This window comes from Emticicia sp. BO119 (genome assembly GCF_013912375.1).
Classification (GTDB): Bacteria; Bacteroidota; Bacteroidia; order Cytophagales; family Spirosomataceae; genus Emticicia.
This window is the reverse complement of record NZ_JACETV010000010.1, coordinates 177,740-204,083: the sequence shown is the minus strand read 5'-3', so window position 1 is coordinate 204,083 and position 26,344 is coordinate 177,740. Positions and strand designations below refer to the sequence as shown.

The 26,344-nt window shown below is 35.4% G+C and carries 23 protein-coding genes; 17 read left to right on the top strand and 6 right to left on the bottom strand.

The annotated features are described in order from the left end of the window. The first annotated feature begins 55 nt into the window (after window positions 1-55). The 9 genes from H1R81_RS24715 to H1R81_RS24675 all read left to right on the top strand — a co-directional run bounded on the left by H1R81_RS24715 (window position 56) and on the right by H1R81_RS24675 (window position 12,181). The gene (locus H1R81_RS24715; protein WP_181843431.1) at window positions 56-1,276 is read left to right on the top strand and encodes a sugar MFS transporter; all 1,221 of its coding nucleotides are present in this window, start codon (window positions 56-58) and stop codon (window positions 1,274-1,276) included. A 72-nt stretch (window positions 1,277-1,348) separates the two neighbouring features. After that, complete coding sequence (locus H1R81_RS24710) at window positions 1,349-2,527, top strand: thiolase family protein (protein WP_181843430.1); 1,179 nt, start codon at window positions 1,349-1,351, stop codon at window positions 2,525-2,527. A 62-nt stretch (window positions 2,528-2,589) separates the two neighbouring features. After that, window positions 2,590-3,918, top strand: a complete 1,329-nt coding sequence (locus H1R81_RS24705) for a GHMP kinase (RefSeq protein WP_181843429.1) — start codon at window positions 2,590-2,592, stop codon at window positions 3,916-3,918. Between the two features lie 31 nt (window positions 3,919-3,949). Further along, entirely contained in the window at window positions 3,950-4,810 is an 861-nt protein-coding gene (locus H1R81_RS24700) for a glycerophosphodiester phosphodiesterase family protein (RefSeq protein ID WP_181843428.1), read from the top strand. Between the two features lie 82 nt (window positions 4,811-4,892). After that, complete coding sequence (locus H1R81_RS24695) at window positions 4,893-6,251, top strand: amidohydrolase (protein ID WP_181843427.1); 1,359 nt, start codon at window positions 4,893-4,895, stop codon at window positions 6,249-6,251. A gap of 108 nt (window positions 6,252-6,359) precedes the next feature. Further along, window positions 6,360-6,992, top strand: a complete 633-nt coding sequence (locus tag H1R81_RS24690; protein WP_181843426.1) for an L-threonylcarbamoyladenylate synthase — start codon at window positions 6,360-6,362, stop codon at window positions 6,990-6,992. Between the two features lie 94 nt (window positions 6,993-7,086). Then, on the top strand, window positions 7,087-8,640 hold the full coding sequence (locus tag H1R81_RS24685; protein WP_181843425.1) for an alkaline phosphatase family protein: 1,554 nt from the start codon (window positions 7,087-7,089) through the stop codon (window positions 8,638-8,640). A gap of 126 nt (window positions 8,641-8,766) precedes the next feature. Further along, window positions 8,767-10,791 carry a beta-L-arabinofuranosidase domain-containing protein gene (locus tag H1R81_RS24680; RefSeq protein ID WP_181843424.1) on the top strand — a complete coding sequence of 675 codons (2,025 nt, stop codon included), beginning with the start codon at window positions 8,767-8,769 and terminating at the stop codon, window positions 10,789-10,791. 235 nt (window positions 10,792-11,026) lie between these two features. Further along, on the top strand, window positions 11,027-12,181 hold the full coding sequence (locus tag H1R81_RS24675) for a DUF1624 domain-containing protein (protein ID WP_181843423.1): 1,155 nt from the start codon (window positions 11,027-11,029) through the stop codon (window positions 12,179-12,181). Window positions 12,182-12,231: 50 nt separating this feature from the next. Here the strand turns inward: H1R81_RS24675 and H1R81_RS24670 are convergent, their stop codons facing one another. Then, a complete protein-coding gene (locus H1R81_RS24670) occupies window positions 12,232-12,993 on the bottom strand; it encodes a DeoR/GlpR family DNA-binding transcription regulator (protein ID WP_181843422.1) in 762 nt (253 codons plus the stop codon). Window positions 12,994-13,047: 54 nt separating this feature from the next. Between H1R81_RS24670 and nudK the strand changes: the two genes are divergently transcribed. Further along, window positions 13,048-13,632: a GDP-mannose pyrophosphatase NudK gene (gene nudK, locus H1R81_RS24665; RefSeq protein WP_181843421.1), complete on the top strand. Its 585-nt coding sequence runs from the start codon at window positions 13,048-13,050 to the stop codon at window positions 13,630-13,632. 33 nt (window positions 13,633-13,665) lie between these two features. On the opposite strand, the gene H1R81_RS24660 is transcribed toward nudK, so the two are convergent. From H1R81_RS24660 to polA, 4 genes are all read right to left on the bottom strand, one after another. After that, a complete protein-coding gene (locus H1R81_RS24660) occupies window positions 13,666-14,619 on the bottom strand; it encodes a glycosyltransferase family 9 protein (protein ID WP_181843420.1) in 954 nt (317 codons plus the stop codon). Continuing rightward, window positions 14,616-15,515, bottom strand: coding sequence for a lysophospholipid acyltransferase family protein (locus tag H1R81_RS24655; protein ID WP_181843419.1), 900 nt, complete (start codon window positions 15,513-15,515; stop codon window positions 14,616-14,618). Before H1R81_RS24655 ends, H1R81_RS24660 begins: the two co-directional genes overlap by 4 nt. Continuing rightward, window positions 15,515-16,132, bottom strand: coding sequence for an NTP transferase domain-containing protein (locus tag H1R81_RS24650; RefSeq protein ID WP_181843418.1), 618 nt, complete (start codon window positions 16,130-16,132; stop codon window positions 15,515-15,517). Before H1R81_RS24650 ends, H1R81_RS24655 begins: the two co-directional genes overlap by 1 nt. Window positions 16,133-16,211: 79 nt before the next feature. Further along, entirely contained in the window at window positions 16,212-19,085 is a 2,874-nt protein-coding gene (polA, locus tag H1R81_RS24645) for a DNA polymerase I (RefSeq protein ID WP_181843417.1), read from the bottom strand. Window positions 19,086-19,196: 111 nt separating this feature from the next. On the opposite strand from polA, the gene H1R81_RS24640 reads away from it, so the two are divergent. The 3 genes from H1R81_RS24640 to H1R81_RS24630 are packed head-to-tail and all read left to right on the top strand — an operon-like array spanning window position 19,197 to window position 22,373. Continuing rightward, window positions 19,197-20,708 (top strand): vanadium-dependent haloperoxidase, encoded by a 1,512-nt coding sequence (locus tag H1R81_RS24640; protein ID WP_181843416.1) that lies wholly within the window; start codon window positions 19,197-19,199, stop codon window positions 20,706-20,708. Between the two features lie 18 nt (window positions 20,709-20,726). Continuing rightward, a complete protein-coding gene (locus H1R81_RS24635; RefSeq protein WP_181843415.1) occupies window positions 20,727-21,845 on the top strand; it encodes an NAD(P)/FAD-dependent oxidoreductase in 1,119 nt (372 codons plus the stop codon). A gap of 18 nt (window positions 21,846-21,863) precedes the next feature. Continuing rightward, window positions 21,864-22,373: a YbhB/YbcL family Raf kinase inhibitor-like protein gene (locus H1R81_RS24630; protein WP_181843414.1), complete on the top strand. Its 510-nt coding sequence runs from the start codon at window positions 21,864-21,866 to the stop codon at window positions 22,371-22,373. A gap of 17 nt (window positions 22,374-22,390) precedes the next feature. Here H1R81_RS24630 and H1R81_RS24625 read toward each other — a convergent pair whose 3' ends face one another. Further along, complete coding sequence (locus H1R81_RS24625) at window positions 22,391-23,002, bottom strand: 7-carboxy-7-deazaguanine synthase QueE (RefSeq protein WP_229251214.1); 612 nt, start codon at window positions 23,000-23,002, stop codon at window positions 22,391-22,393. Window positions 23,003-23,243: 241 nt separating this feature from the next. On the opposite strand from H1R81_RS24625, the gene ispG reads away from it, so the two are divergent. The 4 genes from ispG (at window position 23,244) to H1R81_RS24610 (ending at window position 26,342) form a co-directional block, all read left to right on the top strand. After that, entirely contained in the window at window positions 23,244-25,214 is a 1,971-nt protein-coding gene (gene ispG / locus H1R81_RS24620; RefSeq protein ID WP_181843413.1) for a (E)-4-hydroxy-3-methylbut-2-enyl-diphosphate synthase, read from the top strand. Continuing rightward, window positions 25,195-25,422 (top strand): DUF6728 family protein, encoded by a 228-nt coding sequence (locus H1R81_RS27530; protein WP_310588112.1) that lies wholly within the window; start codon window positions 25,195-25,197, stop codon window positions 25,420-25,422. The genes ispG and H1R81_RS27530 overlap by 20 nt, the downstream gene beginning before the upstream one ends. Before the next feature lie 4 nt (window positions 25,423-25,426). Beyond that, entirely contained in the window at window positions 25,427-25,780 is a 354-nt protein-coding gene (locus H1R81_RS24615) for an MmcQ/YjbR family DNA-binding protein (protein WP_181843412.1), read from the top strand. Window positions 25,781-25,844: 64 nt separating this feature from the next. Further along, on the top strand, window positions 25,845-26,342 hold the full coding sequence (locus tag H1R81_RS24610) for a M48 family metallopeptidase (protein ID WP_181843411.1): 498 nt from the start codon (window positions 25,845-25,847) through the stop codon (window positions 26,340-26,342). Window positions 26,343-26,344 lie beyond the last annotated feature (2 nt).

The following is a 26,344-nucleotide window of genomic DNA, read 5'->3' as shown; positions in this document are numbered from 1 at the left end:
AACCTAAACATATTTAACTTATAAATCAGCAAACTGATTTCTTAACCCTATCAATATGGAACAAAATAACAAAAGCTACCTTGGTCCCCTTTTTCTGATTGGCATTCTATTTTTTGTATTTGGATTTGTCACTTGGGTAAACGGAACACTCATTTCTTTTTTCAAACAGGCATTTGGGTTAAGCAATACCAGTTCATACCTCGTTACATTTGCTTTTTTCATCTCTTATACTATTATGGCTATTCCCTCATCTTTTGTATTAAAAAAAGTTGGCTTTAAAAAAGGAATGTCATTAGGCTTGGGGATAATGGCGATTGGTACTCTGATTTTTGTTCCGGCAGCCAAGTCAGAATCATATCCCTTATTCTTAGTTGGCTTATTTACTATTGGTATTGGTCTCACACTCCTTCAGACTGCTTCTAACCCATATGCAACAATCCTTGGCCCAAGAGAAAGCGCTGCTCAAAGAATAAGTTTTATGGGAATTGCTAATAAAACAGCGGGAATTATCAGTCAGAAGGTTTTTGGAGGTATTTTGTTAGCTGGAGGGGCCGTGGCAGCATCAGCTGCCGATCACTTAGATAAAGTTGTGGTTCCATATTTAATTTTAACTGGAGTCCTCATTATTCTGGCAGTATTAATTCAATTGTCCAAAGGCTTACCTGAAGTAAGTGAGGAACAGGAGGGAATTGATGAAAAATCTTTCAGTAGCAAAACAAGTGTATTCGACTTCCCTAATCTCGTTTTAGGGCTTATTACCTTATTTTGTTATGTAGGTGTAGAAGTAATTGCAGGTGATACAATTATTAGTTACGGTATTTCATTAGGTTTTCCTCAAGAAGAGGCAAGTCAGTTTGGTACTTATACCTTATGGCTAATGATGTTAGGCTATGTTTTAGGTATTTTCTTGATTCCAAAGTATGTTTCTCAGCAAACCTGGCTAAAATTGTCTGCTATTTTGGGCGTAGTAGTTACTGTTTTGGCATTATTTACAAGCGGTTTCACGTCTGTAATTTGCATTGCAATTTTAGGCTTAGCCAATGCTATTATGTGGCCGGCTATCTGGCCTCTGGCTATAGATGGTTTAGGTAAATTTACTAAGATAGCTTCGGCATGGTTAATCATGATGATTGCTGGTGGGGCCATCCTTCCATTAGTTTATGGGGCGGTAGCGGATGCGATCAAGAGCCCTCAACAAGCCTATTCGGTAATGATTCCGCTTTATTTGTTTATTTTGTATTACGCCATCAGTGGTCACAAGAAGAAAAGTTGGTGAAATTAAGTTTAAAGATATTTTGTTTGACTGTTACAGGGTATCCTGTAACAGTTTTATTTTAATTCACATCAAATGGAAAAGGCTTATATCATTTCTGCTGTAAGAACCCCAATTGGTAGTTTCGGAGGTTCATTATCTACTGTTCCTGCTCCGCAATTAGGTGCAACAGCCATCAAGGCAGCAATAAAAAAGGCTAATGTTGACCCAAATCAAATTGATGAATTGTTTTTTGGTAATGTTTGTCAGGCTAATATTGGTCAGGCACCAGCTCGCCAGGCAGCCATTCACGGTGGTTTATCTGTAAACACCAATACAACTACAATTAATAAAGTTTGTGCTTCCGGCCTGAAAGCTATAATTTTTGGTAGCCAATCAATTGAATTAGGTGAAAATCAATTGGTAGTTGCTGGTGGAATGGAAAATATGTCTATGATTCCCTTCTATCTTGAAAAGGCTCGCTATGGTTACGGCTATGGCAATAGCGTGTTGATTGATGGTTTAGCCAAAGACGGTTTAACCGATGCTTATCAACCACAAGCCATGGGATGCTTCGGTGATTCTACCGCTGTAAAATATAATATCAGCCGTCAGGAGCAGGACGAATATGCTATACAATCGTATAAAAGGTCAGCAGACGCATGGGAAAAAGGATACTTTGAAAGAGAAGTAACTCCGGTTGAGGTCGTAGATAAAAAAGGGAATATAAAAGTAGTGAATCAGGATGAGGAATATAAAAATGTGATTTTTGAGAAGATTCCTACCTTAAAACCAGTTTTCACTAAAGATGGTACAGTAACTGCTGCGAATGCTTCAACCATTAATGATGGAGCGGCCGCCTTAGTACTAAGTTCCTCAGATGCTATTCAATTATCTGAGTTAAATCCTATTGCCCGAATCATTGCTTATGCTGATGCAGAGCAGGAGCCTGAATGGTTTACCACCTCTCCGGTATTTGCCGCTCAGAAAGCGTTGAGAAGAGCAGGATTAAATATAAGCGATATAGATTTTTTTGAAGTAAATGAGGCTTTTTCTGTAGTGCCAATGGTATTTTGCAAAGAGTTAGGATTGTCTTATGCTAATGTAAATATTTTTGGAGGAGCCGTCTCAATTGGTCACCCGTTAGGTTGTTCAGGTGCAAGAATTGTAACAACTTTAATTAATGTACTCCATCATAAAAATGGCAAATACGGCCTGGCTGCTATCTGTAATGGGGGGGGTGGAGCCAGTGCAATCATTATCGAAAAATTATAATAGAACTTATACATTCTCAAGAGATGCCACAAAAAGCATCTCTTTTATTTTGGCACTTTTCTATGGAAATTAATTCTAATAGTTCAAATGAATTAAGAAATTTTTTTGGCGAAAATCAGAATTTGATTCAGGCAAGTTCCACCGGTCGTTTAGATGTAATGGGAGGCATTGCTGATTACTCTGGATCAATGGTATTACAGATGCCAATTAAAGAGAAAGCAACCGTTACAATTGGACATAGAAATTATAACCAGCTACGCGTTAAAAGTCTTGATATAATTCAAAACAATGAGGTATTTTTAGATTTAGAAGAATTACCAAAGGATTACAAAGAGGCAAATCAGTATCTGAGAAAAATAGATGAAGGTGATTGGGTTTCCTACATTGCAGGTTGTTTTTTGGTTTTAACGAATGAAAAGCAGGTAAAATTAGGGGGCTTAGACATTTTAGTTAAATCAGAAGTGCCATTTGGCAAGGGAGTTTCTTCCTCAGCCGCCATTGAAGTGGCCACATTAAAAGCAATCGGAGAATTATTTTCTATTGAATTTTCCGGTACAGAATTACCAGTTTTAGCACAAAAAGCTGAAAACCTGATAGTGGGTGCTCCTTGTGGATTAATGGATCAGTTAGCTTCGTACTTTGGTAAAGAAAAATATTTACTTCCTATTTTATGCCAGCCAGATAAAATATACCAAAGGATCAGAATACCGGATAACTTATATTTTGTTGGGATAGATAGTGGCGTGCGCCATGCTGTTAGTGGTGCTTCTTATGGAGAGGTTCGTACTGCTGCCTCAATGGGTTTTTCAATTATAGCCCAAAAACAGGGAGTGTCAAAATATGATTTAATAAGTACTCAAAATCACCTTCTCCCTTATTCTGGTTACCTTAGCAATATTTCTCCTTCACAATATGAAGCTAAATACGCAAAAAGTCTTGATTCTATGTATGGTAGAGACTTTCTGAATAATTTTGGAGTCGTAACTGATACCTTAGCAGTTATTAAACCAGATACTTATTACAACATCAAAGCAAGTACTGAGCACCCGATTTATGAGAATCATAGGGTAAGATTTTTCATTGAAATGCTGAAAAGCCTCACTGAAAAAAACTACCTGGAACTTTTGCCATTAATGGGAGAGTTAATGTATCAATCTCATCAAAGTTATAATCAATGTGGCTTAGGAAATGAATATACTGATTTGATTGTTGAAATGGCTCATTCAAAAGGAGTAAATTCTGGTGTGTATGGGGCTAAAATAACAGGTGGAGGTAGCGGAGGTACCGTTTGCTTAATGGTCTACGGGAAAAATGGACTCCTAACTGCCAAAGGAATCATGAACACTTTTAAAAAACAGACAAATCAGGACTCTTTAGTGTTTTTCCAATAATTTTTCGTTCAATTACTTTTTCAATATTACGATGAAATTCTTATATCCGATATTATTTATTTTAGTTGTAGCTTGTCATCCCGTTCCTCAAAAATCTTATATCCCTACACCTAAGCAAGGCTTAATCAATTTCTTAAAATACACTCCTAACTTTAAGCCTATGGTTTCATCTCACAGAGGTGGTGGTGACATCCCGGGTTACCCTGAGAATTGTATTGAATCTTTCGCGTTTCTATCCGAAAGAATTCCTAATATCATTGAATGTGATATTGAAATAACAAAAGACAGTATGCTAATGATGATGCATGATAATACTTTAGACAGAACCACTACAGGAAGAGGAAAAATTATTGAGAAAAACTGGGATGAAATAAAAGATTTGAGGTTGAGAGATAATGCCGGAACTCTCACAACTTTTAAGATACCAACCCTTGAAGAAGTGTTGAGATGGGGCAAAAATAAAGTGATTTTTGGTTTAGATGTAAAGCGGAATACTCCTTATGAGAAAGTGGTAGCAATGGTAAAAAAAACACATGCAGAAGACTATTGTATGATTATCGTATATGATGCCAATCAAGCAAAAAAAGTATATGATTTAGATCCCAATCTAATGATTTCTGTTACTGTCAGAGATATAAAAGAATATGAAAGGCATCAACAGGCTGGAATACCTGATAAAAATATGGTTGCTTTTATCGGAACAAGAGAACCCAACAAAGAATTTAATCATTTCTTGCATCAAAAAGGTATTTGTACAATCTTAGGTACTTTAGGTAACCTCGATAAAATGGCAATTACTAAAGGAGACTATGTTTACAAAGGTTTTGTCAATAATGGTGTAGATATTTTATCAACTGATCGGATGATGGAAGTTTATGAGGCAATCAAATAGCTTGGATTTATAAATTTCTATCCTTAATTTAGTCTCTCCGACCACCTTAAATTAATTAAAATACCTAAATTAAATTTCATCAATGCGAAATCTATTGTTTAGTCTTCTTACCATTTCCTGTGGTTTAGCTACAGCACAGTCATCTCTAAAGCCTAAAATTAATGCCGGAGCAGATGCCATAGAAAAGAAAGTTGTAATGTGGCGTCGTGATTTTCATGAAAACCCTGAATTGGGGAATCTTGAATTCAGAACTTCTAAAATTGTTGCAGATCATCTTCGTTCATTAGGAATTGAGGTGCAGGAAAAAGTAGGTGTTACAGGTGTTGTGGGCATACTAAAAGGTGGTAAACCCGGACCAGTAGTAGCACTTCGCGCAGATATGGATGGTCTGCCAGTAACCGAACGCGTTGATGTGCCATTTAAGTCAAAAGTAATGACAGAGTACAATGGTCAGAAAACCGGCGTGATGCATGCCTGTGGCCATGATTCACACGTGGCAATGCTTATGGGTGTTGCTGAAATACTCTCATCTTTAAAAAATGAATTGGCCGGAACTGTAAAATTTATTTTTCAGCCTGCTGAAGAAGGTGTATATGATGCTAAATTATTAAAAGATGGCAAATCTGGTGCTGAACTAATGGTTTTGGAAGGCGTAATGGAAAATCCTAAAGTAGACGCTATTTTTGGTTTACATATTAGTTCAGTAACCGAAGTAGGGAAAATCGGTTATCGCCCTGGTGCTACAATGGCAGCTGTAGATCAATTAGGGATTAAATTGAAAGGGAAGCAAACCCATGGCGCTAATCCATGGTCTGGTATTGATCCAATCGTAACCGCATCACAAATTGTGATGGGTTTGCAGACAATCGTAAGCCGAAATGTAAATATTACTGAAAATCCTGCTATAGTAACAGTCGGGGCAATTCACGGAGGTATCCGTCAGAATATTATTCCCGAATCCCTCGAAATGATTGGAACTATCCGCACATTTGGCACAGAACAGCGTCAACTGGTTCATCGCCGTATAAACGAAGTTGCTATAAATATTGCCGAAAGTGCCGGGGCTACTGCAGAAGTAAAAATTGACACTGGTTATCCGGTCACTTATAATGATCCTGTTTTAACTGATAAAATGATTGGAACCTTGGAAACAATAGCAGGTAAAGAGAATGTTAATGTTCAACCTGTGCAAACTGGTGCTGAAGACTTTAGTTTCTTCCAGCAAAAAGTACCTGGCCTGTTTTTCTTCTTGGGCGGTAAACCTAAAGGTCAGACAAGCCCTGCGCCTCATCATACACCTGATTTTTTTATAGATGAATCAGGATTTACCTTAGGTATGAAATCACTGGCAAGTTTGACGGTTGATTATTTTGAAATGAATGCCATAAAATCTGTTGATGCCCAAGCGTCAAAAAATAAGAAGGATAAAAAAAGTAAGTAATTGAAACTACCCAATTAAAAAATGAGAAGGTTCAGGTGTAAACTTTACACTGAACCTTTTTGTTTTATTGGAATGGTAAGTTAAATTGCCTACAGAATAATAAATAAAATGTCTGCTGAAATTATAGAAATATTTCCGGCCAATCCTGATGATCGTAAGATCAGGAAGGTTGTCGAATGTCTGAAAAGTGGTGGGATTATAATTTATCCTACAGATACTGTTTATGCGATGGGATGTGACATATTCAGTACAAAAGGCGTTGAAAGGCTATGCAAAATTAAAGGTATTAAACCTCAGCACAATAACTTTTCTATTGTCTGCCATGATTTAAGTAATATTTCAACTTATGCTAAAGTATCAAATTCGGCATTTCGATTATTAAAAAGAGCCTTACCAGGGCCTTTCACTTTCATTCTTCCTGCTACTGCCGATCTACCTAAAATCATGCAAACCAATCGCAAAACAATTGGTGTCAGAGTACCTGACCATGAAATCCCTCAGCGACTTATCGAAAGATTAGGTAATCCGATTATTACTACCTCTTTGAAAGATGATATTGACGATATTATTGAGTATCCGAATGAAATAGAAGTAATATACGACCAAAATAAAGACAAAGCAGATATTATTATTGATGGTGGATGGTGCGGAATTGTGCCATCAACTGTCGTATTAGCGATTGATGATGACTTTGAAGTAATCAGAGAAGGCCTTGGAGATTTTGATGAAATTAACAGATAATTCATCTTTTATAATAGTCATATTGATACAGGTTATCGTACCGTAGTAAGCTTAACAATTTTTTTTACTATCCCGTCTTGTTATTTAAATATATATGCGAAACGAAACTACTATAAAAATCTTCCTGAAAAAGATCATTTTCTTCCTATGCCTTTTACTTACTATTCAAAATGCAGAAGCACAAAATCTTAAAGAATTAAGAACACTTGTCGTATTTTTTGATGGGTTAAGACCCGACTATATTACACCTGAGAATATGCCAAACCTATATGCCTTCAGTAAAAAGGGAGCTTATGGCAAAAATCATCATAGTGTATTTCCAACAGTAACACGGGTTAATTCCTCTTCTTATTCAACTGGTAGTTACCCCAAAACTCATGGACTAATGGGCAATACAGTATATTTTCCAAAAGTTGATCAAAAACAAGGACTTAATACCGGAGAAGCAGAAAATCTGAATAAGGTCAATGAATCAGAAAATGGCAACCTTTTGACCGCCATTTCTTTAGGGGAAATACTGGCTAAAGCAGGAAAAAAAATGATAGTATTCAGCTCCGGTTCTACTGGGTCTGCGTTATTGCAAAATCACAAAGTAGGTTTGGGTGCTGTAATTAATACGAGTATGATATTGCCGGAATCATTAAAAGAGAAAGTTTTGAAAGAAATTGGCCCCGTTCCGGAAAGTGTCAAGCCTAAACCTAATATGCTGCAACATAAATGGATTACAGATGCTATATTGAAATATGGAATTACAATGGATGGGCCATTGGTAAGTTCAGTCTGGTTTTCTGACCCGGATGGAGCGGCACATACATATGGCATTGGTTCTGAATTTGCCATGGAATCAATCAGGATTGTTGATGAACAGTTTGGACGCATATTGAGAGATATTGAACAGAAAGGTTTAACAAATAATTTCAATATTATTATTTCTGCTGATCATGGATTTGCTACTTTTATCGGGAAAACAAACGTGGCAGATTTTCTTATTAAAGAAGGGTTAAAGCAAAATAAAGAAAGTGAAGATGTAGTAGTCTCAGAGGGAGCAATCTATGTTCAAAACCATGATAAAACCAAAATACAACAAATAGTAAGTAAATTACAGGCCCAGGAATGGGTAGGTGGCATTTATACAAGGGCTTTGAATACAGGAGATAGTAAAGGGTCTGTTGATGGCACACTTTCTTTTGAGGTAATTCATTGGAATCATGCTGATAGGGCTTCAGATATTCTTGTTGACTACAACTGGAACGATAATGAGAATGATAAAGGTTACATCGGAACCAGCTTTGCTAAGGGCGTAGCAGGTCATGGAAGTTTAAGTCCTTATGAAGTCCATATTGCCTTAATTGCGTCAGGACCAAGTTTTAAAAAGGCATATGAAAGTAATCTACCTACTTCAAATATTGATCTTGTTCCTACAATTTTGCATTTACATAATTTGCCGATTCCTGCTTCTATGAATGGTCGTATTTTTTTTGAATTATTGAATGAGAAAAACACTCCTGAATTACCGGAATTGAAAGTTGAAAAAATCACAACAAAATCAGATTATGCCGGAGGTTCGTATGAACTGACTTTGCAGCAAAGTCTATTAGGGAAATACAGATATCTGGATTTTTCAAAAGTAGTAAGAGTAAGTAAATAGGAATTGATAAAAATCTTCTATTTTTACCGTACTCAAGGCTTTTAAAGTCCTGAGTACGGTATTTTTCTTACCGCTTGAATAAAAACCTATTTAAATTGATTATCTGTTATATTTAACCTCTCAACCATGATATATAGAATTCTTTTTTTTCTATCAGTTTCATTAATTTCTAATCTCATTCAAGCGCAGAGTTCTTTCTATATTTCTAATAAAGCACCGCTTGCCCCACTTAAATATATAGAACTGCCTTTGGGAACAATTAAGCCTAAAGGCTGGCTCCATAATCAATTAACGATTATGCGGAATGGTACTACAGGTCATTTGGACGAGTACTATCCAAAAATCATGAACGACAACGGATGGTTAGGTGGAGAGGGAGATGCCTGGGAAGAAACACCATATTGGCTCGATGGCGCTTTACCACTGGCCTATTTATTAGATGATAAGGAACTTAAAATTAAAGTACAAAAATACGTTAACTGGGTAATTGAAAATCAAAGACCTAATGGTTATATAGGTGGAATTACCAAGGAGGAAAGGAGCGGTAAAACACTTACGAACTGCCAGCAAGGAGAGGATTGGTGGCCTAAAATGGTAATGATTAAGGTTTTACAGCAGTACTATACTGCTACTAATGACAAAAGAGTAATTAAATGTCTTACTAATTATTTCAAATATCAGTACCAGAATCTAAAAACCTGCCCATTAGTAAAATGGACCGAGTGGGCACAAGCACGTGGCGGTGATAATCTGATGTCAGTTTATTGGCTGTATAATATTACTGAAGATAAGTTTTTGCTGGAATTAGGAGATATTATTTATCAACAAACCACTCCGTGGACACAACTTTTAGGAAACCGGAACTGGGTTATGCAAGCTGCAGCGAATCAGACAAACGAAAAGTGGATGGAAAGACATGCAGTTAACGTCGGAATGGGTATCAAACTTCCTGCAATTTATTTCCAGGCCAAAAAAAATCCGGAATTATTAAAAAGCCTGAAAACTGGCTGGACCGATTTAATGACATTGCATGGTTTACCTCATGGAATGTATTCTGGTGATGAAGATTTACATGGTAACGATCCTACGCAGGGAATTGAACTTTGTTCGATAGTAGAAACCATGTTTTCCTTAGAACAAATGATTGGCATTAGCGGAGACCAAACTTATATGGAAGCCATTGAAAGAATGACATACAATGCTTTGCCCACACAAACCACAGACGATTATAATTCAAGGCAATATTTTCAGATAGCTAATCAGGTGCAGGTAAGCCGAGGGATATTTGATTTTTCTCTGCCATTCTGGAGAGGAATGTGCAATGTTTTCGGACCTTATGCAGGTTATACTTGCTGTACTGCAAATATGCATCAAGGTTGGACAAAATTTACTTCTCATCTTTGGTACGCCACGCCTGATAAAGGCTTGGCAGCGTTATTATTTGCACCAAGTACTATCACAGCAAAGGTAGGTAGTGGAACTGTGGTAACTATTGACGAAGAAACGAATTATCCATTTGAAGATCAGATTAACTTTACCATAACCACACCAAAATCTATTGATTTTCCATTAGAAGTCCGTATCCCGGCTTGGTGTAAAGAAGCTATAGTATGGCTAAACGGAAAAAAGTTTCAGACTGAGAAAGGTGGGAAAATTATTAAGATCAAAAGATTCTGGACAAACGGAGATAAATTAACTTTACAATTACCTATGGAAGTAATTACTACCAATTGGGCTAAAAACTCTCGTGCAATTGAAAGAGGTCCTTTAGTGTATGCGTTAAAAATAAAAGAAGAATGGACAAAAAAAGAAATTAAAGAAGAAGGCATTTATTACGACATTCAACCTAAAAGTGATTGGAATTATGGTTTGCCCCTTTCTGTTATTCAAAAAACTCCTGAAAATGTAACTGTAACCATAAAGCCAAAAACAGACGCTTTTGTATGGAATAGTGAGAATGCACCAATTGAAATAAAGACAGTGGGCAAGAAAATTCCAAGCTGGAAAATTGTTGAAGGGGTAGCAAGGCAACCTGTTACAGCACGCGATGGTGTATATTTAGGAGAGGTAAATGAAGATGCAGAAACTATTACTTTAATTCCTTATGGTTGCAGTAAACTAAGAATTGTGGCGTTTCCAGTAGTCAAATAATAGCAGTTACTTTTATTGAAACTAAATGTCAGTTTTTAATTGTAGCATTGATTTAAGTATCTACATTTCGGGGACAGAGAAGTCAACTCAAAATTCCTCTTTTTTATTGAAATAGAAATTTTCTCTTTTGAGGTAATCTGACTCTGTTTTGATTTTGTTCTCAAAAAAATAATTCAGACATTGTCATTTGTTGAATAATTTCTGAAAATACCTGTTACTCTAATCTTACTACTATATGAAACGAATTAATTCCATTGATTTTACTCGTGGATTAGTGATGGTTATTATGGCACTTGACCACTGCCGAGATTTACTACACATTGGCATAAATCCTACTAATTTAGCAGTTACAACTCCATTGTTATTTTTTACAAGATGGGTTACACATTTGTGTGCGCCAACATTTGTATTTTTATCAGGCACATCAGCTTATTTATCTTACAAAAATCAGAATGCAGGTTTGAAAGAAAGTCAAAGATTTCTTTTAGGCCGCGGTCTATGGCTAATTTTCTTAGAATTTACCGTGATTGGTTTTGCACTGTGGTTTGATTTCAGATTCCGAATGTTCTTCTTTCAGGTAATTGCAGCTATCGGTCTGGGATTAGTTATTCTTTCTTTTTTAATGAGATTATCTACTAAAACTATTCTGACCATTGGATTAATTATAATTTTTTGCCATAATATAATTGGTTTACTTCCAATTAATAATACTCCGTTTTCACTTCTTTCTCCATTATTCAGTTTTTCACTTTTTCAGATTACACCAAATACGACTTTCGCAATTGGCTACCCTCCTATTCCCTGGTTAGGAATTATGCTTGCCGGATATGGTTTTGGAGGAATAGTTTTTGATAAGCCCCAGAAACAGAGAAAAGTTGCCCTGTTAAAAATAGGGATAGGTTCTTTAATATTATTCGTCGTTTTGCGCTTCTTTAATTTCTACGGGGACCCATTACCTTGGACACCTCAAAAAGATGCAGTTTATACATTTCTATCTTTTATGAATTTAAACAAATATCCCCCTTCACTTTTATATACACTGGCTACTTTGGGGATTAGTTTCATTATTCTATCAATTAGTGATGGAATGAAAAATAAATTTATTGATATAATATCTGTTTATGGAAAAGTACCTCTTTTTTATTATATCATTCATTGGTACATAATTCACACAATTATGTTTATTATGCTTTATATTCAAGGATTCCGTACCGAGGATTTTGTTTTTGGACCATTTCAGTTTGGACGCCCTCTGCAGCCTTCCGGTTTAGAATTAATTGGAGTTTATTTAGTTTGGTTACTTGTTGTTGTAAGCCTGTATCCTTTATGCAAATGGTACAGCAATTATAAAGCTGCTCACCGCGATAATAAATGGCTAAGGTATTTGTGATTTTTTGATGCAAAACAATCAAATTTAAGATTTATCAAAGGCTTAAAGTATTAAGCCTTTGATTTGACTACTATTACACCAAGGCTTTCATACTTTCTGATAAGTGTTTCATCAGCGCCATTATCCGTAATGAGGTAATTAGCCATATCAATTGGTGCAAAGGGCAGATACCTGTCTCTTTCAAATTTGCTCGAATCACATAAAAGAAAAGTTTCTTTGGCATATTTCGCAAGGATTGTAGAAATTTCAGCTTCTTTTTCGCTTGAAGCACTTAACCCGTTATTAACCGAAATACCATCAACACCCAAAAAAGCTTTATCGGCTCTATATCTTGCAAAATGCTCAATAGCAATATTGCCATGACTTGCCTGACGCTCTTGATCAATTTCTCCTCCAGCAAAATTCAAACTGACTGATGAATTGAGCAAAGTATTTACAATCGGAATAGAGTTTGTAACTACCTTAATTTTCATATTGCGAATAAATGGACATATTCTATAAACCGTGCTTCCACAATCTAAAAATACTACATCTCCTTCATTGATATAAGAGGCAGCTATCTGGCAGATATAATCTTTTTGTTCGCCTCGCACAGCGGATTTATTGACAAAGTCAATAGTGTCATAGCTTAGGCTGAGTTTCATTGCTCCTCCATGAGTTCTGAAAATTAAACCCTTTTCAGCCAGAATTGCCAAATCTCTTCGTACAGTTATTTCAGAAGTATTGAGCAAAGCTGCCAATTCTTTAACATCAACATTACCATTTGTCTCAACTTTTTCTATAATTATCTGCTTACGTTCTTGGAAGTTCATAAATATTTCATAAATTTGATCAAAAATAATCAAAATAACTCAAAAACAATCAAAATGAATACTAAGGTTAGAAATTTAAATATCGAAATTTTATCTGACAATTGGTATGTGCTTCGTAAAGTTACGTTTGAATGGCAAAAGAAAAATGGAGAATGGCAAAAACAAAGCAGAGAAGCATATGATAGAGGTAATGGAGCCACCATCCTACTTTATAATAACACAAGCAAAACTGTAATACTAACGAATCAATTCAGAATGCCGACCTATGTTAACGGAAACGAAACAGGTATGTTGATTGAAGCCTGCGCAGGGCTTTTAGATAAAGATAATGCCGAAAACTGTATTAAGAGAGAAACAGAGGAAGAAACAGGATATAAAATCAGCCATGTTCAAAAGGTCTTTGAGGCTTATATGTCTCCGGGTTCGGTTACAGAAATTCTACACTTTTTTGTAGCAGAATATACTAAAGAACAAAAAGTTAACGATGGTGGTGGTGTAATTGATGAAGAAGATATTGAAGTTTTAGAAATTGACTTCGCAAAAGCCAATCAAATGATAGAAACTGGCAAAATAAAAGATGGTAAAACTATTATGCTCCTACAATATGCTCAAATTCATCAATTAATTACTTATAATTAACCATTGGGTATATATAAGAATTTTAACCTGATTCTATTTAATATCATTAAGTACCAGATCATTCATACATTTAAAATGACCTTTTGGACATTTTTCGTATCCGATTTTTGAGCAAGGACGACACGAAAGGTTTTTATTTTCAATAATACTGAATTCTGTCTGATAAGGATACATCCCAAATTCGGGTACAGTATTCCCCCAAATAGAAACAATCCTTTTTTTTAGTGCTGAGGCAATGTGCATAAGACCGGTATCGTGGCTAATTACATACTGAGCTTGTTTCAGGATGGATGCTGATTGATTCAGATTATATTTGCCACAGGCATTATATATTCTGTTACCCAATGTATGTTGCACTATTTCACCTGTTGATTCATCTTCTTTACCTCCTAAAAGGATAATTTTTTCATTAATTTTACTGCAAAGTTCTATTATTCTTTCAGTAGGTAGTTTTTTAGTAAAATGCTGCCCCCCGATTGCATAAGCTACAAACGTTTGATTATCTTCTAAAATATCTACAAGATTTACTTCCTGGTCCGATGGAATGAAATAATCTAATCCTTGATTATCGTTTCTTATGCGTAGTTTTTCGATAGTCTCCAGATTTCTGTCAACAATGTGTATATCTGGCAATCGATTAATTTTGAGATTAACTAATAGCCATTTTTCAAAGTTAAGTTTATTATAACGGAAGGATTGCTTACCCAATCTATATTTAATAATGGAGGTACGCAGATTATTATGCAAATCAATCACATAATTATAATTTTCAGCCTGAAGATTCCTAATAAAAGAATTAAGTGTTCCATCTAACAGAAAAAACTTGTCAATGTAAGGATTATTTTCAACCAGGACCCTGAATTGTTTTTTGGTAGCAAAATGGACTTCGGCGTCAGGGTATTGAAGTTTAAGACATCGAACCACAGGAGTTGTTAGAATAATATCCCCAATAGACGAAAAACGTAAGATTAAAAACTTTGTTTTCATTCCTTATAATTTACATCTATGTATTCACCATTGATTTTCTTGTATTTCCAGCGTTTATGTGACCACATCCAAGGTGTTGGGTCTTGTCGAATATCTCTTTCTAATTTCTTTGCGTGTTCTTCCAGAATTTTCCCCTTCGGAAGTTCTCTGGGTCTGGTACTTATTATATCAAATACCGCTCTATACTTCCCTCTGCCGATGCGTTTAATACAGCCATATACAACTGGTATATTATAACGATGGGCAAATATCTCAGTTCCGGCAAAAAAAGAAGTTTCTTGATTAAGAAATGTAGTCCAGAAGGCCTTGTCAGGTGGTGCTGACTGATCATTTGCCAAAAGTAATAAAAAAGGCTTAGAATCTTTTGTATTGATTTTTCGATACGATTCATTCATCGAAATCATTTCAACGCCATATCTTGAGCGGAAATCCAGAAACAATTGGTTAAAATAAGTATTGTGCTGAATACGATACACTGTTTTAATTTGAAAAGGTAACATGAACGGTAAAACCTGATTGATCCATTCATGGTTTCCATAATGCCCTGTTGAAACAATGACATTTTGTCCGCTATTAAATAATTCTTCTACAACCTCAGGATTTTCAATACTCACCCTTTTGAGTAATTCCTCTTTCGAGATTGTCAGACATTTCAACATTTCTAAGAAAAAATCGACTATATACTTAAAAAAAGCTTTTTCTATCTTAATCAGTTCTTCTTCACTTTTTTCAGGGAAACTATTCTTTAGATTAGTTCTTACTACTGATTTTCTATACCCTATCAGGTAATAAATAATAATGTATAAAAAGTCAGAAAGTAAATAAAGTAATGGAAAAGGTAAGATAGAAATAAAATATAAAAAGGGCAATGCTATATAATAACCAACTGCTTGCATTAGTTCTGATTGTAATTAGACAAAAAATTTCTATACTCATCAATTGTATCTAAATCGGTTTTTCCTTCAGGAAAGTCGATAGTTACAGTTTTTTGCTTATTAGCTAAAATAATCTTCTTAGCTCCATTATCACCGCGTAATTCTAGCAAATCGTTAAACAGACATCGCTTAAACAATACTGGCACTCCTATTTGTCCATCATATTTACACGCGACAATTTCTGGTGACTCCAGCATAGCTGCTGATTTCTCTATAGCTTTTGCAATCATTTTCTGTACCAGATCTACAGAAACAAATGGCATATCAACTGTTAAAAAAATAACCGCCTCAAGATCTTTAAAAGTCATGTATGCCCCGACTAATCCCATTTTAATTGAACTTGACATACCTGACTCCCACTGAGGATTGTCAATAATAGTAATAGGCATCCGTTCTAATTCCTTTCGAATCATGCTGCGGTTAGCACCCAGAACTACAACAACTGGGTAGCATGGGGTATCCATAGCCATTTCAGTAATACGTTTAATCAATGACTGCCCATCTATATGCAGTAATTGTTTAGGAACACCCATTCGGGAAGACTCACCAGCAGCTAAAATAACAATTCCAACTTTCATATATTTATCTGTCTTCCATGTCTTTAAATCTATTTGACAACAAGTAATAGAAAAAACGGTTAAATCAGCAGCATAATAGTTAATGTGCTTCTAACCAATTTTTACCAACTCCCATTCCTGTTTCCATCTTAACAGGTAACGGTATTGCTGTACACATTAGTTCGTCAACCTTTTGCTTAAGGAATTCAATTTCGCTTTGGTGTGCATCAAAGACCAATTCATCATGTACCTGCAAAATCATTTTCGACTTCAATTTTTCTTTCTTCAAAAAGTCGTGTATGTTAATCATGGCCACTTTTATCATATCTGCAGCAGACCCTTGAATAGGGGCATTAATGGCATTTCTTTCTGCAAAACCTCTATCCACAAGATTTTGAGAATTTATATCTCTTAAGTATCTTCTTCTGCCCAGGATAGTCTCTACATATTTGGTTTCTCTGGCTTTGTTGATTGCCGAATCCATAAAAATTTTGATTTTAGGAAATTCGGCCCAATAAGAATCAATGATTTCCTTTGCCTCCCCTCGCGGAATGCTTAGACGTTGTGCCAGGCCAAAAGCAGAAATACCATAAATAATACCAAAGTTAACCATCTTTGCTTTTCTTCGCATATCAGAGGTAACCTGATCTAAAGATACTTTAAATACTTTTGAAGCAGTGGTTGCATGAATATCAATTCCTTTATTAAATGCATTAAGCATACTATCATCTTCGCTAAAAGCTGCCATAATCCGCAATTCTATTTGAGAATAGTCAGCTGAAAGTATCGCAAAATTCTCGTCACGAGGAATAAATGCCTTACGGATTTCTCGACCTCGAACCGTACGAATCGGAATATTTTGCAAGTTTGGGTTTGTGGAGCTTAAGCGACCGGTAGCTGCAACCGCTTGATTATACGAAGTATGTATTCTACCTGTCTTTTTTGAAATCAAGGCAGGTAAGGCATCTACATATGTACTTTTAAGTTTTATTAACTCCCTGAAATCTAAAATTTTTCTTACTATTTCGTGTTCACTCTCCAATTTTGATAAAACATCTTCTCCGGTGGCATATTGCCCGGTCTTGGTTTTTTTTGCATTTTTATCCAGACGCAGCCTTTCAAAAAGAATTTCGCCTAATTGTTTAGGAGAAGAAACATTAAATTCTCCACCTGCCAGACTGTAAATACTTCGTTGTATTTCCTGAATATCCGTATCCAGTACTTTTGACATCTCATGAAGAGTATCAACACTGACACGCACCCCGGACATTTCCATATCAGCAAGAACACATACTAATGGCATTTCGACATCGGCCAATAATTTTTCTTGTTGAACACTGGTACTCAATCTCGGTTGAAGCACATTCTTTAATTGTAAAGTAATATCAGCATCTTCTGCAGCATATTCCTTTACTTTCTCCAAATCGGCTTCACGCATGGTAAGTTGACTTTTACCTTTTTTACCTATCAGAGTTTCAATAGAAACCGGATCATAATTCAGATAGACGTTTGCCATGTAATCCATACCATGTCTTTGCTCTGGCTCAATAATATAGTGCGCCAGCATAGTATCATACATTTTACCTTTGACATCAACATTATAGTTTTGAAGAATCATCAGGTCATATTTAATGTTCTGGCCAATTTTTGTAATTTCTTCATTTTCAAAAACCTCTTTAAACTCCTGTACAATCTGATACGCCTCTTGTTGATTTTCCGGGAAAGGTATATAATAAGCTTCACCTTTTCGATAAGCGAATGACATACCCACAATTTCGGCATCTACTGCATCGACTGAAGTGGTTTCAGTATCAAAGCAGAATTCATCTTGTTGAGATAAATAGTAGATCAGACTCTTTCTTAATTCTGGCGTATCTATCAGATGATATTCATGAACGACTGTATCAATTGTATCTTTAGAAGTAGAATTATAACCACTCAAAACATCATCTTCTGAATTATCAGTAAAGACTATATTGGTCGAAGTATCAGCTTCAAACATAGAGATTTGCTGCCCCGATTTTGCACCAATCGCTGATTTTTTCTCTCCTGCCGTTACTGATTTGATTACGGATGTTGGTTGTATCGTAGTAGGTGTTTCATCAGGAAGCAGTCTTTTTCTTAATGTTCTGAACTCCAGTTCATCTAATAACGATGATAATATATCTACATGAGGAGGCATTATTTTTAATTTGTCTCCATCAAAATCTATCGGCACATTCAATTCTATTTTTGCCAACTCTTTTGACAACAAGGCAATTTCTTTATTATTCCTCACTGAGTCCCCTAATTTGCCTGTTAGTTTTTCACTATTCGCTAATAGGTTTTCAACTGTATCATATTCTGCAATCAATTTAGCTGCTGTTTTCTCTCCTACTCCTTGTATTCCAGGAATATTATCTACAGCATCACCCATTAAACCCAGAATATCAACCACTTGATCTACTCTTTTAATCCCCCATCTGCTACAAACTTCATTTATACCCATTACTTCAACATCTTTGCCACCAATGGCAGGCTTATATAAATAAATATGTTCCTCCACCAATTGCCCGTAATCTTTATCAGGTGTCATCATATAAACCTCAAATCCTTCAAGAGCCGCTTTTTTTGCCAATGTTCCAATAACATCGTCCGCTTCATAACCTTGCAGACTTAGACATGGAATATCCATTGCTTCAACCAATTTTTTTACATAAGGGATCGCAATTGTAATATCTTCGGGTTGTTCCTGACGATTGGCTTTATATTCAGGGAACATATTATTCCTGAAAGTACCTCCAGGGAGGTCAAATGCCACGCCTAAATGGGTCGGTTTTTCTTTTTGAATCACCTCTAATAAAGCGTTGGCAAATCCGAAAACACAACTTGTATTTAACCCTTTTGAGGTGATCCGAGGAGCTTTGAGGAATGCAAAATGCGCTCTGTAAATAAGCGCCATGGCATCAAGAAGAAATAGTTTTTTGTCGGGCATTGTGTAATTTATCAATATAAATGTTGCAAAATCCTTTTCTAAATCTGATTTTTGTTTGGGATAGAACCCCGGCTCAAATATTCGACTTTTTATTAAATTAATCTCTCAACTATGAAGAAATCTTTTTTATGCTGTATAGTAATTTTTCTTTATTGTGGATTTGGAGTATTTGCTCAGCAAAAGACTCCGGTTAAAGCAGTACCCAAAAGTAAACCTACTACTACTCCCAAAAAAATAACTACAACAAAATCTTCTGCAAAGGTAACTCAACCATCTGTAAATTCACAAGAAGATACTGTAATTGAGGAGGTAAATAATGAAACCACACAGCAAATAGGTAATCCTACATTTATTAAAATTGAGCCTGAAAGAAAATACAATTATGACTCATCTGATTTGGTGGTGAGGTGGCACGAGCTGATTTTTGATTTAATTGAACAAACGCAAGGATATAGCCCAAATGTTTCGGCACGAAATATGGCCTATATAAATTTAGCTGCTTATGAGGCGATGCTTCCTGCGTATCCTGATAACTTATCTTTGGCAGGTCAATTACAAGATTTGAAAAAACCAGATAGTCTTTTCGCTGATATTACTGATTTCAATGCCTCTGTAGCTGTTTCAAGCGCATTATTTGCAATGGTTGATAAACTTTTTATTTCATCACCATTTATTTGGATGGAAAAAGTTTATGCACTCAATGATTCTATAAATATTTACTTTGCAAAGAAACTTACAAAAGAAGTAGTTGAGAAATCAAGAAAGTATGGAGAAAAAATTGCAGACTGGATATATGGGTATTCCATGACTGATGGCGGTCATAATACTTTTTTACGTACTTATGATATGAATTATAAATTACCGGTTTGTACATCCTGCTTTGAAATCAACAGAGTAGCAGACTTAGAAAATACAGGGCCCTTGCACCCGAACTGGGGAAAGAACAGGGCTTTTCTCAAAGAAAATCAAGGTGGTATTGATATTAAACCTAAAGTAGAATTTTCTATTTATCCAAACTCGCCATTCTACAAAATGGCAATGGAAGTGTATAACATTTCGAAAGAGGTAAAACCCAATAGTGAAAAACTACAAATTGCCAATTTCTGGGACGATGCCGCTTCCTTCACATATTCGGCTCCTGGCCACTCAGTTTCGATTTTAACACAAGTACTTAAGCAAAATCCTAAAAGATTGGACGAAGCCACAGAATTATATAGTAATCTTACAATCGGATTGAATGACACATTTATAGCCACCTGGCGGATAAAATATGAGCAAAACTTTATCCGCCCGATCGCATACATTAAGAGATATATTGACAGTAAATGGGAAGCAGCTTTGTTGACACCCCCATTCCCGGAATTTCCCTCTGGTCACTCAGCGCAATCTGCAGCAATGGCAACAATTCTTACAGAAAAAATGGGTGATACGTTAAGTTATATAGATTACTCAAAGTATTTTGTAGGGCCTCCAAAAAAATTTGATTCATTCTGGGCTGCTGCAAACGAGTGTAGTATCTCAAGAGTCTATGGTGGAATTCATTTCAGGGATGGAATTGATCAAGGTATGGAAGTAGGGAAAATTGTCGGTAAAAATTCATTAAATTTGCACTACAAAAAGTGAGTTTTAAATTAGATTCCCATGTATGATGCCATTATTATAGGAGGAGGACTTGGCGGCTTAACAGTAGCTATTGAGTTAGCCAGAAAAGGGTTTTCTGTAATAGTAATAGAAAAGCATACTTATCCTTTCCATAAAGTATGCGGCGAATATATTTCTAACGAAGTCAGATCTTATGTAGAACATATAGGATTAGACCTCAATAGATTGGGAGCTTCAAATATAGATAAGTTTCAACTGACATCCATTACGGGCAAAAGCTTGCATTCTCCATTAGAAATGGGTGGCTTTGGCATCAGCCGTTTTACGCTGGATTTTGAACTCTACAAAATTGCCTTAGGCCTTGGCGTGAGCTTTGAGCTCAATGCCAGTGTTGAAGACACCCAGCGCATCAATGAAGCATTTTTTGTTGATACTAATACGAATAAAACTTTTCATGCAAAAATACTTATTGGCTCGTATGGAAAGCGAGCTAAAGTAGATAAAATCATCAAAAGGCCCATACCAAAACAACAAACCAGCTATTTAGGAGTCAAATACCATATATCTATTGATTATCCTAAAGATTTAATCTCCTTACACAATTTTGAAGGTGGATATTGTGGAATTTCTGCCATTGAAAATAACAAGTATTGTCTTTGTTATCTGACCGCCACTGCTAATCTGAAAAATAAAAGTAATATCAAACAAATGGAGGAGGAAGTGCTCTACAAAAATCCTTTTCTGAAAGAAATCTTCATAAAGGCTGATTTTCTTTTTACAAAACCGGAAGTAATTAATGAAGTGGTATTTGTTTCAAAAAGCCAGGTTCATGAAAATGTCATTATGGTTGGTGATTCAGCCGGATTGATTACTCCACTTGCAGGCAATGGAATGTCTATTGCTATTAGATCAGGCTTTTTTGCCGCACAACTGATACAGGATTTTTTGCTTGGAAATCTAACAAGAACCGAATTAGAAAAGTTATATATAACAATCTGGAATACTAATTTCAAGAATCAACTTTGGCGAGGAAGGCAGTTGCAAAGGTTATTCGGTAAAGAAAAAACTTCAGAATTCGCAATTAATTTTTTGAAAAGAATACCGGTTTTAATGCCTTTTGTCATTAGAAGTACTCATGGCAAAGTTTTAGAATTTTAAAATAACGCACATTAAACTATGGAAAAAAGCATAGAAACAATTAAAATAAAGAATTTCACATTAAAGAGTAACAATCTTAAAGGTCAGGCAACCGCTAAAGAATTTTTTAACAGTTTTGGTTGTACAGGACAAAACACCTCACCTCATCTCTCATGGACCGATGCTCCTGAGGAGACAGAAAGTTTTGCTGTAACAATTTATGATAAAGATGCCCCTACAGGAAGTGGCTGGTGGCACTGGTTAATTTTTAATATTCCTGCAGAGGTAACCGAGCTAAAACCAGAAGCAGGAGACATTACCAAAACCATTGCCCCGGTAGAATGTACTCAAAGTATTAATGATTATGGAACTTTTGGATATGGTGGCCCATGTCCGCCACCTGGTGAGCTTCATCAATATCTGATTACGGTGTTTGCACTTAAAACAAAATTAGATCTGGATAAAAGCACAATGCCCGCAGTTATTGGCTTTAACCTTAATGCAAATGCCATCGCTAAAGCATCGATTACTTTTTTTGGCAAGAGATAATTTACAGGATTACCTATCTAAGGAATATCCATAAACTTATGAGTTTGCAAACTTACTCTCCATTTTGGATTTTCTTTAACATAGTCAATTATCACGGGCAACATCTGGCTTTGCTTGCTCCATTCAGGCTGAAGAAGCAAAATGCAGTCTTCTCTCACAACATTTGCATACTTTTCAGCGAAAGCAAAGTCAGATTTATTATATACAATTACTTTTAATTCGTTTGCTATCGAGTAAATACTTTTGTGAGGTACTTTAAATTTCTTAGGTGAAAAACAAACCCAATCCCACACACCAGACATGGCATAGACACCTGATGTTTCGATATTTGTTTGAAATCCGGCTTGTTTTAAAGCCAATGTTAACGCATTTAAATTATACATTAAAGGCTCTCCACCTGTAATAACTGCCATCCTACCAGCATATTTATTAGCTTGATGAACAATTTCTTCTATTGAAAATTCCGTATGTAACGATGCATCCCATGACTCTTTTACGTCACACCAAACACAACCAACATCGCAGCCACCTAAACGTATAAAATATGCCGCCTTGCCTGCATGGAAGCCTTCTCCTTGAAGCGTATAAAAAGATTCCATTACGGGCAATTTTACTTCATCTGTAACCATTCTACTATTTTTTTACAAAATTATCAATATTCTTGCATTTTTTTATCCTGCCACTACTTCACAATTAATTTTCATGGAAAATTGACATTTCCCATAATAATATCACAATTGAAAGACTTACTTTGTATTTTCCAATAACCATAAAACCATTTATTGAATTTATATTAAATTTTTCAACCATTTTTTCATAAAAGACGTTATATTCATGTTTAGATTTGCGTGAAATAAACAATAAAATTGAATGTCAGAGTCTGAAAAAAAATACTGTGATTCTTTAACAGAATACTCTCGAAGAAAAACGAATCAGGTGCAGGTTGGGGAGGTTTGGATTGGTTCAGATTATCCGATCAGGGTTCAATCTATGACCACTATCGATACTATGGATACTGCTGGTTCGGTTGAACAAACTATCCGGATGATTGAAAGTGGTTGTGAAATAATCAGAATCACAGCCCCCAGTGTAAAAGAAGCACAAAATCTGGAAAATATCAGGAAAGAACTTCGTTACAGAGGTTATAATACTCCGTTAGTTGCAGATATACACTTTACGCCAAATGCCGCAGAGTTAGCAGCCAGAATAGTTGAAAAGGTACGAATTAATCCGGGCAATTATGCCGATAAAAAACGATTTGAGATCATTGATTATTCAGAAGAAAACTATAAAGCCGAATTAGAAAGAATCAGAAACAGATTTTTACCACTAATAAAAATATGTAAAGAATATGGTACGGCTATGCGAATCGGAACAAACCATGGTTCTCTTTCTGACAGAATTCTAAGCAGATACGGAGATACTCCTTTGGGAATGGTTGAATCAGCATTAGAATTTCTTAGGATTTGTGAAGATGAGAATTATTTCAATATTGTCATTTCAATGAAATCTTCAAATCCACAGGTAATGGTTCAGGCCTACCGCTTATTAGTCCAAAGACTTGAAGCAGAGCAATTAAAACCATATCCATTGCATTTGGGAGTCACAGAAGCCGGTGAAGGTGAAGATGGTAGAATAAAATCATCTATGGGTATAGGCACGCTTTTAGAGGATGGTCTGGGTGATACTGTTCGGGTAAGTTTAACAGAAGACCCTGAATTTGAAGCACCTGTTGCTAAATCATTGGTAGACCGATACACTAACCGAGACACAAAAACAACTTTTATTCCTCCAATTTCGAATATCCCTATCAATCCTTATCAGTATCATCGTAGAGATACATTTGAGGTTGAAAATTTCGGAGCATTGAATGTACCAAGAGTAATTGCAGATTTCTCGGACATTTCCGTCGAAAAACACGAAGATTTAAAACCAATAGGCCATTTTTATCTACCCTTACCCGATAAATGGCGCATGAATGATATTGGTGCTGATTATATTTATAGCGGCAAAATGCCTATTCCATTTATGTTGCCTAATGGTCTGAAAGAAATTTTAGATGCTGAGATTTGGGAAATCCAAGAAGATAAAGTCAATAAAATTCCTTTATATAGTGCTGAAACTTTTGTTGAAGGAAGTCTACGGAATTCACTTCACAAATCTATCAATTTTGTAAAAATCAAAATTAATAATTTAGGTCCTGACTTTATTGAAACTCTTAAACGATATACGAATGTTGTACTAATTGTGGAGACAGATAATGAAGCGGCAATGCCCGAATTAAGAAAACTGTATTTTAATTTGATTGATTCAGAAATTAAAAATCCAGTAGTTTTAAAAAGAGATTATAGAAATATATCAGAAGTTAAAGGTCAATTATATGCAGCAACCGATTGCGGTGGATTATTGGTAGATGGTTTTGGAGATGGAATTTTAATATCTTTTGATAATTTATCTATTGCCAACAGTACTTCTTTTGGAATTTTACAGGCAGCACGAACCAGAATGAGTAAAACTGAATATATCAGTTGCCCTTCTTGCGGAAGAACTCTTTTTGACCTACAGGAAACAACCGCCATGATACGCAAATATACAGATCACCTGAAAGGTGTTAAAATCGGTATTATGGGCTGTATTGTAAATGGACCAGGTGAAATGGCTGATGCGGATTATGGTTATGTAGGTATTGGTAAGGATAAAATTGCGTTATATAGAGGGCAGAATGTAGTAAAGAAGTCTGTTCATGCTGATAATGCAGTCAATGAGTTGATAGAATTAATTAAAGAAGATGGCAGATGGTCAGAGCCTGAAATAGTAGAGTATGATCTCATTAACGCCTAATAAAAATAAAAAGATGTTCCAAAAATTAAAGCACTTTCTTTCTGTTGGACCAGTATTTGCGTATTTTATAAGAGTATTTCGTAAAGATACCGAAGGCAAATATCCTCATAGTTTCAATTTAAAAATGATGCATGGAATTAATAAGATTTCGATAATCATGTTTTTGACTTGTATAATTGTGATGGTAACCCGATGCGCAACCAGATAAGTTTATGAATATAGAATCGTTCAGAGATTTTTGTTTAATAAAAAATGGTGTTACAGAAGAATTACCTTTTGGACCTGATACTTTGGTCTATAAAGTAATGGGAAAAATGTTTGCGCTGACAGGTCTTAATTCAGAACAATTTAAAATAAGTTTGAAAAATACGCCGGAAAAGAATGAAGAATTAAGAGCCGAATATAGTTGTGTCACAGGTGCATATCACATGAATAAGCGACACTGGAGTACTATCTTAATTGATGGTTCGGTAAAAGACCATTTAATAAAGGAATGGATAAATGAGTCTTATGATATTGTAGTAAATAATTTACCAAAGAAAATTCAAGGAGAACTTAATAAATAATAAAATCATGGAGGCATTGCTGATAGGCATACCATTTTTGATTTATATATTTCTGAGAATCAGATTGGGAAATGACATTTCTCCTCAGGAATATGATGAAATTATTTTTAAAGAGGGAATAGAAGCATTTAAATCAGCTGATTATGTTACTGCTTTCCGATACTTCGATGGAGAAGTACATGAATTTCCTAAGTCTTCAACTGCTTATTTATATAGAGGTAAATGCCATTATTATTTTGAAAATTGGGATGCTGCATTAGCTGATTTTGAAAAATCAATACGATTAGATAACGCCTTAGCCGAGACTTTTTATTGGAAAGGTATGTGCTATTATCAGTTAGAGGAATATACCCTATCACTTTTCGAACTTAAGCGTTCTTCAAGAATGTATTTAGATAAAAATGCAACGGTAATACGTTTAATTGGAGAATTAGAATTTAGAAAAGCTGATTTTGAAAGTGCGGAAAAAAGTTTTAAAATAGCTGCTGAATTAGGAGATAATAAATCCTGTTTATTATTAAAAACGCTTTTCTATGGAAATATTAGAAAGGCATCAAGTTAAAT